This is a genomic window from Amycolatopsis bullii, from assembly GCF_014654205.1.
GTDB classification, from domain to species: Bacteria; Actinomycetota; Actinomycetes; order Mycobacteriales; family Pseudonocardiaceae; genus Amycolatopsis; species Amycolatopsis plumensis.
On sequence record NZ_BNAW01000003.1, the window covers coordinates 310,177 to 322,414 of the forward strand.

Sequence of the window (12,238 nt, forward strand, 5' to 3'; positions counted from 1 at the left end):
GTCGGACCACCGACCGAACAGGGGAGAACGATGATCAAGATCGGGATCGTGCTGGGCAGCACCCGTCCGGGCCGCCTGGGGGACCAGGTCGCCCGCTGGGTGCACGAGCGCGCCGCGCGCCGGAGTGACGCGGAGTTCGCCGTGCTCGACCTGCGGGACCACCCGCTGCCCCACCTCGAGGAGCCGCCGGGGTTTTCGGGGCAGTACCGGGACGACCGCACCCGGGCCTTCGCCGCCGCCGTGGCGTCGTGCGACGGGTTCGTCTTCGTCACGCCGGAGTACAACCACTCCGTGCCCGGCGTGCTCAAGAACGCCCTGGACCACGTCTCCGTGGAGTGGAACAGCAAGGCGGCCGGGTTCGTCTCGTACGGCGGTGTCGGCGGCGCCCGGTCGGTCGAGCAGCTGCGGCTGGTCTGCGGGGCGTTGCAGCTGGCCGACGTGGCCCCGCAGGTCACCCTGCCGCTGGCGACGGAGTTCGCGGACCACGCCGTCTTCGCGCCGGGTGACCACCAGCTGACCGCGCTCGACACCCTGCTCGACCACGTCGTCGCCTGGAGCACCGCACTGGCACCGCTGCGGGGCGGGGACGCGGAAGCCGCGATCAGGCGACGGCTCGACGAGGTCATCGAAGCGTTGCGCGCCAAGGATCTCGACGCGCTGCGCCGGGTCTACGCACCGGACGTCGTGTCTTTCGACGTCGAGCCGCCGCTGCAGCACGCCGGGGTCGACGCGAAGCTGAAGAACTGGGCGAAGGTGTTCACCGCCTTCGAAAAGGTGGACTACGAGCTGCGCGACCTGGAGATCACCGTGGGCGCCGGCCTGGCCGTCGGGCACGGCTTCGGCCGGGTCAGCGGGACGCTGGAGAACGGGGTGGTGACGGACGGCATGTGGGTCCGGGCCACGTTCGTCTTCCGGAGGACCGGCGACGACTGGGTGATCGTCCACGACCAGGCGTCCGTGCCGCTCGACCTGGCGACCGGGCAGGGCTGCACCGGCCTCGAACCGGAAAAGTAAACGAACGATCGTGCTACCTTCGGCCCATGAACATCGACGGCGTGTTTGTGGGGGAACCGAGCGTCCTGGGTCACCGGCGGGACCGGCCGGTGCTGAGCGCGATCACGAAGGCGCGGGTCACGGCGCCGGAGCTGAACCTGACCGAGCTGAACCTCGACGGCGACCGCCAAGCCGACCTCACCGTGCACGGCGGGGTCGACAAAGCGGTCTACGTCTACCCGGCCGAGCACTACCCGGCCTGGGCGGCCGACGGCCTCGACGCCGAGCCGGGCGGCTTCGGCGAGAACGTTTCGCTGACCGGCGCCACCGAGGACGACGTCCGGATCGGGGACGTCTGGGCCTGGGGTGACGCGCTGGTCCAGGTCTCCCAGCCGCGGCAGCCGTGCTTCAAGCTGGCCATGAAGACCGGGCGCAAGGACGTCACGCCGCTGATGATCGACAGCGGGCGCTGCGGCTGGTACCTGCGCGTTCTGCGGCCCGGCACGGTGCCGACGTCCGGCGGGATCGAGCTCGCCGAGCGCGCGGACGGGCCGACGATCACCGAGGTGTACCTGGTCTCCTTCGCCAATTACGGGCAGCTGCCGAAGGACAAGGTCGAAGCGGCGCTGGACCTCGCCGACCGCGTGCTGGCCACGCCCGCGCTCTCGGCGTCCTACCGCGGCGGCGTCCAGTCCACTGTGGACCGGTGGCGGGCGCGGCGTGCCGGGTGACGGCCGGATCGCCCGCGGGGACGCGACCCGGCGCCTGGTGCTGCGCCGGGCCGTCGACGTCGCGTCGGTCGACGGCCTCGAGGGGCTGTCCCTCGGCCGGCTGGCCACCGAACTGGAGCTGAGCAAGAGCGGGGTGTTCGCGCTGTTCGGCTCCAAGGAAGAGCTCCAACTCGCCACGATCGACGCCGCGCTGGAGATCTTCCGCGCGCACGTCGTGACCCCGGCGCGGGCGGTGGCGCCCGGGCTGCCGCGGCTGCGTGCGGTCTGCGAGAAGTGGCTGGACTACTCGCAGCAGCGGATCTTCCCGGGCGGCTGCTTCTTCTTCAACGTCGGCGCGGAGTTCGACGCGCGCCCGGGCCGGGTGCACGACGCGGTGGCGGCGGCGAGCGGTGCGTTCGCCGCCTTCCTCCGGGAAACGGCGGACGAGGCGGTCGCGCTCGGGCACGTCGGCGCGGACGCCGAGGCGCTGGCGTTCGAACTCCACGCGCTGGGCCGCGCGGCCAACGCGGACGCCGTCTTGAACGGCGGAACCCGGGCCTACGAACTGGCCCGGCGGGCGATCCGGGCACGGCTGTCGTGAGTGGTAAGTCGGGTTGGAACCCGCCTTACCACTCACGAGCCGGTGCTCACTTCCAGTCGACCTGCGGGGAGCGGTAGAAGTCGATGCCCTGCGCCACCCAGCGCGGCGCCTGCTTCGCCAGCCGGAGCCGGTAAGCGTCCCAGTTGTGGGTGCTCCGCGGGGACCAGCCGATCTCCGCGATCCCCGGCAGCCGCGGGAACGCCATGTACTCGATGTCGTCGCTGGTGCGGATCGTCTCGGTCCACAGCGGCGCTTCGACCCCCGCCACCTGGTTCTCGCCGACGCCGTCGACCAGGGACGCCGGATCCCAGTCGTAGCCGTCCTTCACCTCGATCAGCGCGGCCCAGTCCTGGCCGAGCGGGGTTTGCGGGTTGTACTTCATGTCGAGGTAGGCGTGGTTCGCCGGCGACATGAGGATCTTGTTGCCGCGCGCCGCGGCCGCCGCGACGTCGGGGTTCGCGCCGCCGAAGTCCCAGTACTGCGGGACCGCCGACACCGGCGGGACGGACTTGGCGATCTCGTGCCAGCCGGTGACCTTCTTGCCGTACTCGGCGACGATCGGCTGCACCTTCCGCTCGAACGCCAGGTAGTCCGCGGGCGGCGTCGAGTGGGCCTCGTCGCCGCCGATGTGCAGGTACTCCCCGGGCGTGAGGGCCGCCAGCTCGCGCACGACGTCCTCGACGAACCGGTAGGTGATCGGCGAGGAGATGCACAGCGAGCTGTAGCCGACGTCGGTGTCCGTGCGCGGCGGGACGGCCTTCCCGTCGCAGTTCAGCTCCGCGTACGTCGACTGCGCCGCGTTCGTGTGGCCGGGCATGTCGATCTCCGGGATGACCGTGATGTGCCGCGAAGCCGCGTACGCGACGATGTCCCGGTACTGCGCCTGCGTGTAGTAGCCGCCCGGGTCGCCGTCGACGGCAGTCTTGCCGCCGACCGTCGCCAGCTTCGGCCAGCTCTTGATCTCGATCCGCCAGCCCTGGTCGTCGGCCAGGTGCAGGTGCAGCGTGTTGACCTTGTACTGGGCGATCTGGTCGATGTACCGCTTCACCTGGTCCGGCTTGAAGAAGTGCCGGGCGACGTCGAGCATCGCGCCGCGCTCGGCGAAGCGCGGGTAGTCGAGGATCGTGCCGCCGGCGACGGTCCACGTCCGGTGCTGCACGCGCTGGGCGTCGATCGCCGACGGCAGCAGCTGCCGCAGCGACTGCACGCCTTCGAAGAGCCCGTCCGCGGTGTTGGCCTTCAGCGTGACGCCGTCGCGGGCGACCTTCAGCTCGTAACCCTCGGTGCCGATCCGCGGGTCGTGGCCCAGCTTCAGCGCGATCGCGGGCAGCCCGGCGGTGTGCGGCACGACCGGCAGCGGGTAGCCGGTGGCCGGGCGGAGCAGGCCACGCAGGTAGTCCGCGACCTGGCCGGCGCCGCGGTCGGCGCTGATGACGGTGAGCGGCGTGAGGCGGAATCCGCCGTGGGGGTCGGCCTTCGCCGAGACGGGCGCCGGGACGACGTCGGTAACGCTGCGTTCGGGGGCGGCCGGGGCGGCCGTGGCGGAAGCGGGGAGGCCGACGGCCGTGAGACTCACGACGGCCGCGGTCAGGACGGCTCTGGACAAGCGCATCGAAGCACCTCCGGTCGGGGGACTCCCTGCAAAGGTACAGACCAACCGGAGTATTTGGAACAGTTCTTAACGAAGGGCGGCCCGGATGGCCTCCAGGACGCTCGGGTCCTCGATCGTGGAGGGCACCGCCTCGTCGCGGCCGTCGGCGATCGCGCGCATCGTCTTGCGGAGGATCTTCCCCGACCGCGTCTTCGGCAGCGCGTCCACAATGGACACGTCACGGAACGCGGCGACCGGGCCGATGTCCCGGCGCACCATCGCCACCAGTTCGTCGCGCAGCTGGTCCGCGGGGACGTCGGAGCCCGCCTTCAGCACCACGAACCCGCGTGGCAGCTGGCCCTTGAGCTGGTCGGCGACGCCGATCACGGCGCACTCGGCGACCGCCGGGTGCGAGGCCAGCACGGCCTCCATCGACCCGGTGGACAGCCGGTGGCCGGCGACGTTGATGACGTCGTCGGTGCGGCCCATGACGAACAGGTAGCCGTCCTCGTCGAAGTAGCCGGAGTCGCCGGTCAGGTAGTGGCCTTCGTAGCGCGAGAGGTAGGCCTCGCGGTACCGCTCGTCGTCGCCCCACAGCGTCGGCAGCGAGCCCGGCGGGAGGGGCAGCTTGACGGTGATGGCGCCTTCGCGACCGGCCGGCAGTTCCTCGCCGGCCTGGTCGAGGATGCGGACGTCCCAGCCGGGGACCGGCTTGGTCGCGGACCCGGCCTTGACTTCCAGGGGCTCCAGGCCGCGCGGGTTGGCCGCGATCGGCCAGCCGGTCTCGGTCTGCCACCAGTGGTCGACGACCGGGACGCCGAGCTTCTCGTGCGCCCAGTGGTAGGTCTCCGGGTCGAGCCGTTCGCCGGCCAGGAACAGCGTCCGGAACTGCTTCAGCTCGTACTTCTCCAGCTCACGGGCATCCGGATCGACCTTCTTGACGGCCCGCAGCGCGGTCGGCGCGGTGAACAGCGCCTGGACGCCGTGCTCGGCGATGACCCGCCAGAACGCGCCCGCGTCGGGCGTGCCCACCGGCTTGCCCTCGTACATGACCGTGGTGGCTCCGACGAGGAGCGGCGCGTACACGATGTAGGAGTGCCCGACGACCCAGCCGACGTCGGACGCGGTCCACCAGACGTCGCCGGCGTGGACGTCGTAGACGGCGTCCATCGAATAGGCGAGCGCGACGGCGTGGCCGCCGGTGTCGCGCACGACGCCCTTCGGCTTCCCGGTCGTCCCGGACGTGTAGAGGATGTACAGCGGATCGGTGGCCGCGACCGGCACCGGGTCGGCCGGGTCGGCGCCCGCCGCCAGCTCGCGCCAGTCGAAGTGGCGGCCCGCCGTGGCCGGTGCCTGCTCGCGCTGCAGCATGACGATGTGGTCGGGCTGGTGTTCGGTCATGCCCAGCGCGGCTTCGATGATCGGCTGGTACTCGACCACCCGCGTCGGCTCGATGCCGCAGGACGCGGCCAGGACGACCTTCGGTTTCGCGTCCTCGATCCGCGCGGCCAGCTCCTTCGGCGCGAACCCGCCGAAGACCACCGAGTGCACCGCCCCGATCCGCGCGCAGGCCAGCATGGCGATCGCGGCCTCCGGGACCATCGGCAGGTAGACGATCACCCGGTCACCCTTCGTGACCCCCAGCGAGCTGAGCGCCCCGGCGAAGCGCGCGACTGTGTCCCGCAGCTCCTCGTACGTGTAAGTCCGTTGCCGTCCGGTCACGGGAGAGTCCCAGATCAGCGCCGCCTGGCCGCCGCGGCCGGCCTCGACGTGCCGGTCCAAAGCGTTGTACGAGGTGTTCAGCTCGGCGTCGGGGAACCACCGGTAGAAGGGCGGGCGGGTGTCGTCCAGGGCCCGCTCCGGCGCTCTGGTCCAGCTGATCGACTGAGCCGCCGCCAGCCAGAACGCGTCCCGCTCGGCCAGGCTGCGCCGGTAGGCTTCGGAGTACGCGCCCATGCTCCGCTCCTTCGCGTCGGACGTTCCGCCGTCCCCATCATGGCGCGGGAGGGCCGGCCGTGCCGGATTCGTCCCGTGGAAAGACCCGGCAACCTCGGGGAGCCCGGGAGCGTCCTAAGCTGGACCGCGGGAAAACGCCGCGTGACGGCCACGAAGTGAACACGGACAGTGAGGGGAGCCCGGCGGTGAACGGACTCGCGAGCGCGTTGCTCTCGCTAGCCCATTCCTTGTTCGGCCCGGGCTTCTGCCCCGGCGACTGGGTCTGGGCCACGAGTGCGGCCGGCGCGCTCGTCGCGCTGATCCCCCCGGCCGGCGCGGTCGCCGTGTCGATCATCCGGAAGGGCACCGGCAACCGCTACGACGCCACGACGCTGGGTGTCTTCGGAGCGATCGGCGTGGTCAGCGCCCTGGTGCTGCCGTGGCTGCTGGCCATCGGCGTTTCGGGCGTCTTCCAGGCGGCGTACGGCAACAAGACGACCGGGTTGTCCACCACCGAGCTCAGCTCGCTGAACAACGCCGGTGGCTGCTGGGTGGCCAACCAGAAGGAGTACCTGGGCGGCGGCCAGACCGTCTTCGACGTGCTGTCTTCGCAGAACGGCAAGGACATGCCGTTCATCGTCTACCTGATCGCCTTCGCGGTGCTCGGGGCCGGCTCGCTGTTCTTCGTGATGCTGCAGGGCCGCACGGCCTTCCGCCGGGGCCCGAAGTGGCCGTCGCGGTTCTTCTGGATCCCGTTCGCCGCGATGCTCGTGTTCAGCGTCGGCATGGAGGCGAACACCGCGCTGCACTTCTGGCTCGGGTTCCTGCCGCTCAGCGTGCTGGGCCTGATCCCGGTCGCGATGGTCGGCCCGCCGCCGTGGTCGGTGATCAACCGGTCGGACCGGTCGGACGAGCCACCGCCGCGCCGCCCGGAGCCCCAGGGGCCGCCGCCGTCGCAGATCCAGCCGCGCCCGACCCCGCCGCCTCCGCCGCCGCCCCCGGTCAACCGCCCGTACCCGAAGACGGCGCTGGCGTCGGCGCCCGAGCCGCCGTCCCCGCCGGGAGGCATGCTGGCCGCGGCGCCGGGCCCGATCCCGCCGCCGCCCGGCTCCCGCAACGCCGGCGGCAGCCGCTACCGCCGCGTCAAGCAGCTCGGCGCGGGTGGCTTCGGCACGGTCTGGCAGGCCGTCGACACCCAGCTGAACCGCACGGTCGCGCTGAAGATCGCGCACGCGCCGGACCGCGACACCGCCGAGCGCATGCAGCGCGAGGCCCGCGCGCTCGCCGTGGTCAGCCACCCGAACTGCGTCAAGGTGTACGACCTGGCCGAGGAACCGGACGGCCTGGCGCTGGTGATGGAGTACCTCGAAGGCCGTCCGCTGGCCGAGCTGGTCGACGGCCAGGGCCCGCTCGACGACGTCGCCGCGGGCCGCCTGTGGGCGACGATGGCGGGCGCGCTGGCGGCGGCGCACGAGAAGGGCGTGCTGCACCGCGACATCAAGCCGTCGAACATCGTCCTGGACCCGAGCGGCCTGGCCCACCTGATCGACTTCGGCATCGCCCGCAGCCAGGGCGACTCGAAGATGACGGCCACCGGGATGATGATCGGCACGCCGGACTTCGTCGCCCCGGAACAGGCGATGGGCTCCCCGGCCTCCCCGGCGTCGGACGCGTGGCAGCTGGCCGCGACGATCAGCTACGCGCTGTCCGGCCAGCCCCCGCGCGGCACCCGGGAGACGCCGATGGCGGCGTTGATGGCCGCGGCCCGGGCGGAGCCGGTGTCGCGGCTGCCTCAGCGCAGCGCCCACGCGCGGCTGCTGGCGGCTTCGCTGGACCCGGAGCCGCGTCGCCGTCCGACGTTGAACGCGGTGCGCCGCGAGGTCGAGGGCTGGCTGTCGCGGGCGGGCAAGTCGCCCGACGGCCCGGTGACGCGGGTGGTGCCCCGCCAGCCGGGCGGCCAGCTGCCCCGCCGCTGACCCCTCGTGAGTGGTAAGGCGGGTTCTAACCCGCCTTACCACTCACGAGCTTGGTTGCCGAGAAGATCACCAGCTGCTTCGGCTCCACCTGCACGTCGACCTGCTCGAATCCGGCCTTCTCGAGTCGCGCCGGGAAGGTCGCCGGGTCGATGACGTTCATCGTGTCGCCGATGTGCAGCAGGCGGAACCTGAGGTTGAGCTGCCCGTCGCTGCCGCAGAACTTCCCGCCCGGCCGCAGCACCCGCGCCGCCTCGGCGAAGATCGCGTCCTGCAACGCCGTCGTCGGGACGTGGTGCAGCATGGTGAAGCACACCACGGCCGAGAAGCGGCCGCTCTCGAACGGCATCTCCGCGCCGCTGCCCTCGACCACGTCCGCGCGAGTGCCGAACTTCTCCCGCAGGAGCGCCGTCGAAGCCGGGTCGATCTCCAGGACCGTCAGCTTCGGGACCGCCTTGAGCAGGACCTTCGTGGTGGCGCCGAATCCGGGCCCGATCTCGAGCACGTCATCGCCGAGGTCGTGGCGGGCCAGCCAGGGTGTCAGGCGCTCTTCGACCGTCGCGGCCCACTTCTCCGAGCTGCAGATCCTGCGGTGGATGAGGTTCATCGGCATGCCGTCGACGCTAGGGACGCGCGCGAGTGACCGGTAGCCGATACGCTGCCAACCGATGTCGCCAACCGGCCAAGCCATGGTCCTCGGTGCGTTCGACCTGCCCGCGGGCACCTGGTTTCCCACGCACGAGCACCCGGCGCACCAGCTCGTGTGGTCGGCCCGTGGCGTGGTCGCGGTCAAGGCGGGCGACGCGGGCTGGGTCCTCCCGCCGACACGGGCCCTCTGGATGCCCGCCGGCGTCCGGCACCGGACCGGCGCGCTCGGGCGGGCCGCGCTGCGGGGCATCTACGCCGACCCCGCGCGCTCGCCGGTCTCCTGGCCGGAGCCGCGGATGGTCGTCGTGCGGCCGCTGCTGCGGGAACTGCTCGAGTACCTGACCGGCGACGGCGTCGCGCCCGGCGCCCGGCTGCGCGCCGAAGCCGTGGCCTTCGACCTGCTGGAACCCCTGGACGTGGTGCCGATCGTCGTGCCGTCACCCGAGGACCCGCGGGCCCGTGACGTCGAGCGGGCGGTGCTGGCGAACCCGGCGGACTCCCGCACCCTCGCCGAGTTCGGCCGGGACGTCGGCGCCGCGGAACGCACCCTGGCCCGGATCTTCGTCCGCGAGTGCCGGATGCCGTTCGGGACCTGGCGTACGCAGGCGCGGCTGCGTGCGGCGCTGCCGTTGCTGGCGCAGGGGACACCGCTGGAGACGGTGGCGTTCCGCGTCGGGTACAGCTCGGCGAGCGCGTTCGTGGCGGCGTTCCGGCGGGCCGTCGGCGTCACACCGGGGGCCTACTTCGCGGGCTGACCTACCGCCAGGAAGGCAGCCAGCGCTCGGCTTCCCACTGGCCGTTCGTGATCGCGATGCCGTTGAGGATCGGCCACAGCCAGGCGAAGTTCGCCACCACCAGCCCGACGTACAGCGACACGACGAGCAGGCCGGTCCCGCGTCTCTCGAAGCCCCGCCGCGCGCTGCCCAGGATCTGGCCCAGGCACAGCGTCAGCCCGAGCACCAGGAACGCCGCCAGCGGGGTCGCGTAGAAGAAGTACATCTGGCGGTCGATGTTGGTGAACCAGAAGACGTACCCGCCCAGGTACCCGACCAGCACGGCCGCGTAGCGCCAGTCCGCGCGGAAGATCGAGCGCCACGCCGCCCAGCCGAGCACCGGGATCGCCAGCCACCACATCGCCGGCGTGCCGATCAGCATCGTCGCGCTGATGCAGCGGGCCTCGCCGCAGCCGGTGACCTCGCCGTTGTAGCTGTAGAGCATCGGGCGCAGGCCCATCGGCCACGTCCACGGCTTCGACTCCCACGGGTGCGGGTTGTCCTTGGGCGTGACCAGCGTTTCGTGGAAGTGCAGGACGTTCGCCGTGTAGTCGCCGAGCGAGCGCAGGGCCGGCGGCACCCACGACCAGAAGCCCGGCGCGATGTCCTTGATCTCGGTGTAGTGCCGGTCGGTGGCCGTTTCGCTGGCGAACCAGGCCCAGTACGCGGCGAAGTACATCAGGAACGGGATGACCAGGATGGCCCACAGCGCGGGCAGCACGTCCCGGCGGATCGTGCCCAGCCAGGGCCGTTCGACGCCGGCCGCGCGCCGGGCCGCGACGTCGAACCCGACGCAGAGCAGCCCGAACGCGACGATGTAGTACAGCGCCGACCACTTGACGCCGAAGGTGAGCCCGATCATCAGCCCGGTCGCGAACCGCCACCAGCGGAACCCGAGCTTGGGGCCCCAGACGGACTCGTTGACCCAGCCTTCGCGGACCGCCGTCGCGAGCCGCTCGCGCACCTGGTCGCGGTCGACGAGCAGGCAGGCGAACGCCGCGAAGACGAACAGCGCGATGAAGATGTCGAGCATGCCCATCCGCGACTGCAGGTGCAGGACGCCGTCGCTGATCACCAGGATGCCGGCGATGCCGCCGAGCAGCGTGGAGCGCGTCAGGCGGCGGGCGACGCGGATGACCAGCAGCACCAGCAGGGTGCCTGCCAGCGCCGGCATGATCCGCCAGCCCCACCCGTTGTAGCCGAACAGCCATTCGCCGATCGCGATCAGCTGCTTCGCCAGCGGCGGGTGGACGACCAGCTCGTAGCCGTAGTTGTCCTCGTAGCCGCCGTTGCGCAGCATCTGCCACGCCTGGGGCACGTAGTGCTTCTCGTCGAAGACCGGACTGCCCTTGTCGGTGGGCTCCCCGAGGTTCTGCAGGCGGACGATGCCGCCGATCAGCGTCAGCACCAGGGTGACGACCCAGCCGCGCAGCCGGTCGGTGGGCATGCCCCGGCCGAGCAGGGTCAGCTCGCGGTCGGTGGGCGGCCGGAGCGCCTCGACCGGGTCCGGCCGGACGCTTTCGTCGTCGGGACGGGTCAGCACGGCGGTCACGGGGCGATCCTACGGGCGAGGCAGGGCGTCCGTCGTCCGGATCCGCTGATCAGCCTAGGCTGGCGTGGTGAACTCCCCGGTTCCTCCTGGCCGTCTGATCCTCGCCGCCACCCCGCTCGGCGACGTCCGCGACGCTTCCCCGCGCCTGGCATCGGCGCTGGCGGAAGCCGACGTCATCGCGGCCGAGGACACCCGGCGGCTGCGATCGCTGGCTTCCGCGCTGGAGGTGACCCCGCGCGGCCGGGTGGTGAGCTTCTACGAAGACGTCGAGGCGGCGCGCCTGCCCAAGCTGCTGGAAGCGCTGCACGCGGGCGAGTCGGTGGTCCTGGTGACGGACGCCGGCATGCCGAGCGTGTCCGACCCGGGCTTCCGCCTGGTCGCGGCGTGCGTGGCGGACGATCTGCCGGTGACGTGCCTGCCCGGCCCGTCCGCGGTGACGACGGCGCTCGCGTTGTCCGGTTTGCCGTGTGACCGGTTCTGCTTCGAGGGGTTCGCCCCGCGCAAGCCGGGCGAGCGGACGAAGTGGCTGACGGCGTTGCGCGACGAGCCCCGCACGGCGGTGTTCTTCGAGTCCCCGCACCGGCTGGCGTCCCTGCTGTCCGACGCGGTGGCGGTCCTGGGCCCCGGCCGGCAGGCCGCGGTGTGCCGCGAGCTGACCAAGACGTACGAAGAGGTGAAGCGGGGAACGCTCGCGGAGCTGGCCGCGTGGGCCTCGGAGGGTGTGCGCGGCGAGATCACGGTGGTGCTGTCCGGCGCCGCGCCGAAGGCGGTCTCGGTGGCGGACCTGGTGGACGAGGTCTCGGCCCGGGTGGCGGCCGGGGAGCGCCTGAAGTCGGCGGCGGCGGAGGTCGCCGAGGCGGCCGGGGTGTCCAAAAAGGAGCTGTACGACGCCGTGCTGGCCGCGCGGGTCAGGTGAGCAACGCGGTCACCGCCGCGTGCGCCTTCCCGGCGTCGGGCGCGTCCCCGGTGATCACGTCCGTGTACACGAACGACTCGCCGATCCGCACCAGCAGGTAGGCCAGGTCCGGCACCGGCACCGGCGGCACCAGCCGCCCGGCCGCCACCTCGTCCTTCAGCAGGGCGGCCAGCTTCTCCATGGTCCGCTGCTGGCAAACGCTGGCGCGGGTCGTCAGCAGCCGCAGCGCGCGCTCCGGCTCGCGGCGCAGGAAGTCGCGGAACGGCGGTGAGTCGTTCGCGAACCGGACATATCCGCTCACGAAGTCCGCCACCCCGGCCGCGCCGCGGCCGACGCACGACGGCCACAGCCGGGCGATCGTGACCTCCGAAAGCGACCACAGGATCTCGCCGAGGAGCCGGTCGCGGCTGCCGATGCGGCGGTGCAGCGTCGCCCGGCTGATCGCCAGCTCCTGCGCCAGTTCGCCCATGTCCAGCCGGCGGCCGGACAGGAACCACTCACGGGCCACCTCGAACTCCTGAGACATATGCCAGAATGTCTCACAAC

Annotated in this window: 11 protein-coding genes; 6 read left to right on the top strand and 5 right to left on the bottom strand. The window is 72.0% G+C overall.

What is annotated here, in order from left to right:
* The first annotated feature begins 30 nt into the window (after positions 1-30).
* The 3 genes from IE317_RS06295 to IE317_RS06305 are packed head-to-tail and all read left to right on the top strand — an operon-like array spanning position 31 to position 2,304.
* On the top strand, positions 31-1,014 hold the full coding sequence (locus IE317_RS06295; RefSeq protein WP_191307133.1) for an NAD(P)H-dependent oxidoreductase: 984 nt from the start codon (positions 31-33) through the stop codon (positions 1,012-1,014).
* A 26-nt stretch (positions 1,015-1,040) separates the two neighbouring features.
* On the top strand, positions 1,041-1,724 hold the full coding sequence (locus tag IE317_RS06300) for an MOSC domain-containing protein (RefSeq protein WP_191307135.1): 684 nt from the start codon (positions 1,041-1,043) through the stop codon (positions 1,722-1,724).
* A complete protein-coding gene (locus tag IE317_RS06305; protein WP_191307137.1) occupies positions 1,714-2,304 on the top strand; it encodes a TetR/AcrR family transcriptional regulator in 591 nt (196 codons plus the stop codon). The genes IE317_RS06300 and IE317_RS06305 overlap by 11 nt, the downstream gene beginning before the upstream one ends.
* Positions 2,305-2,350: 46 nt before the next feature.
* Here the strand turns inward: IE317_RS06305 and IE317_RS06310 are convergent, their stop codons facing one another.
* Together IE317_RS06310 and IE317_RS06315 are read right to left on the bottom strand one after the other, a co-directional pair.
* Positions 2,351-3,916 carry a beta-N-acetylhexosaminidase gene (locus IE317_RS06310; RefSeq protein WP_191307139.1) on the bottom strand — a complete coding sequence of 522 codons (1,566 nt, stop codon included), beginning with the start codon at positions 3,914-3,916 and terminating at the stop codon, positions 2,351-2,353.
* A gap of 66 nt (positions 3,917-3,982) precedes the next feature.
* Entirely contained in the window at positions 3,983-5,851 is a 1,869-nt protein-coding gene (locus tag IE317_RS06315; RefSeq protein ID WP_191307141.1) for a propionyl-CoA synthetase, read from the bottom strand.
* Between the two features lie 185 nt (positions 5,852-6,036).
* Between IE317_RS06315 and IE317_RS06320 the strand changes: the two genes are divergently transcribed.
* Positions 6,037-7,806 (top strand): serine/threonine-protein kinase, encoded by a 1,770-nt coding sequence (locus tag IE317_RS06320; RefSeq protein WP_191307143.1) that lies wholly within the window; start codon positions 6,037-6,039, stop codon positions 7,804-7,806.
* A 25-nt stretch (positions 7,807-7,831) separates the two neighbouring features.
* Here the strand turns inward: IE317_RS06320 and IE317_RS06325 are convergent, their stop codons facing one another.
* Positions 7,832-8,416 carry a class I SAM-dependent methyltransferase gene (locus IE317_RS06325; RefSeq protein ID WP_191307145.1) on the bottom strand — a complete coding sequence of 195 codons (585 nt, stop codon included), beginning with the start codon at positions 8,414-8,416 and terminating at the stop codon, positions 7,832-7,834.
* 76 nt (positions 8,417-8,492) lie between these two features.
* Between IE317_RS06325 and IE317_RS06330 the strand changes: the two genes are divergently transcribed.
* Complete coding sequence (locus IE317_RS06330; RefSeq protein WP_191307327.1) at positions 8,493-9,206, top strand: AraC family transcriptional regulator; 714 nt, start codon at positions 8,493-8,495, stop codon at positions 9,204-9,206.
* A 1-nt stretch (position 9,207) separates the two neighbouring features.
* Here the strand turns inward: IE317_RS06330 and IE317_RS06335 are convergent, their stop codons facing one another.
* Positions 9,208-10,776 carry a dolichyl-phosphate-mannose--protein mannosyltransferase gene (locus IE317_RS06335; protein WP_191307147.1) on the bottom strand — a complete coding sequence of 523 codons (1,569 nt, stop codon included), beginning with the start codon at positions 10,774-10,776 and terminating at the stop codon, positions 9,208-9,210.
* A 67-nt stretch (positions 10,777-10,843) separates the two neighbouring features.
* Between IE317_RS06335 and rsmI the strand changes: the two genes are divergently transcribed.
* The gene (gene rsmI, locus IE317_RS06340; RefSeq protein ID WP_191307149.1) at positions 10,844-11,692 is read left to right on the top strand and encodes a 16S rRNA (cytidine(1402)-2'-O)-methyltransferase; all 849 of its coding nucleotides are present in this window, start codon (positions 10,844-10,846) and stop codon (positions 11,690-11,692) included.
* Here the strand turns inward: rsmI and IE317_RS06345 are convergent.
* Complete coding sequence (locus IE317_RS06345; RefSeq protein WP_191307151.1) at positions 11,685-12,218, bottom strand: QsdR family transcriptional regulator; 534 nt, start codon at positions 12,216-12,218, stop codon at positions 11,685-11,687. The genes rsmI and IE317_RS06345 overlap by 8 nt on opposite strands.
* Positions 12,219-12,238: the final 20 nt, after the last annotated feature.

Bases quoted from the DNA above. Each gene is read 5' to 3' on its own strand.
- IE317_RS06310 (WP_191307139.1), bottom strand. From the start codon at position 3,916: ATGCGCTTGTCCAGAGCCGTCCTGACCGCGGCCGTCGTGAGTCTCACG.
- IE317_RS06345 (WP_191307151.1), bottom strand. From the start codon at position 12,218: ATGTCTCAGGAGTTCGAGGTGGCCCGTGAGTGGTTCCTGTCCGGCCGC.
- IE317_RS06295 (WP_191307133.1), top strand. From the start codon at position 31: ATGATCAAGATCGGGATCGTGCTGGGCAGCACCCGTCCGGGCCGCCTG.
- IE317_RS06315 (WP_191307141.1), bottom strand. From the start codon at position 5,851: ATGGGCGCGTACTCCGAAGCCTACCGGCGCAGCCTGGCCGAGCGGGAC.
- IE317_RS06300 (WP_191307135.1), top strand. From the start codon at position 1,041: ATGAACATCGACGGCGTGTTTGTGGGGGAACCGAGCGTCCTGGGTCAC.
- IE317_RS06330 (WP_191307327.1), top strand. From the start codon at position 8,493: ATGGTCCTCGGTGCGTTCGACCTGCCCGCGGGCACCTGGTTTCCCACG.
- IE317_RS06325 (WP_191307145.1), bottom strand. From the start codon at position 8,416: ATGCCGATGAACCTCATCCACCGCAGGATCTGCAGCTCGGAGAAGTGG.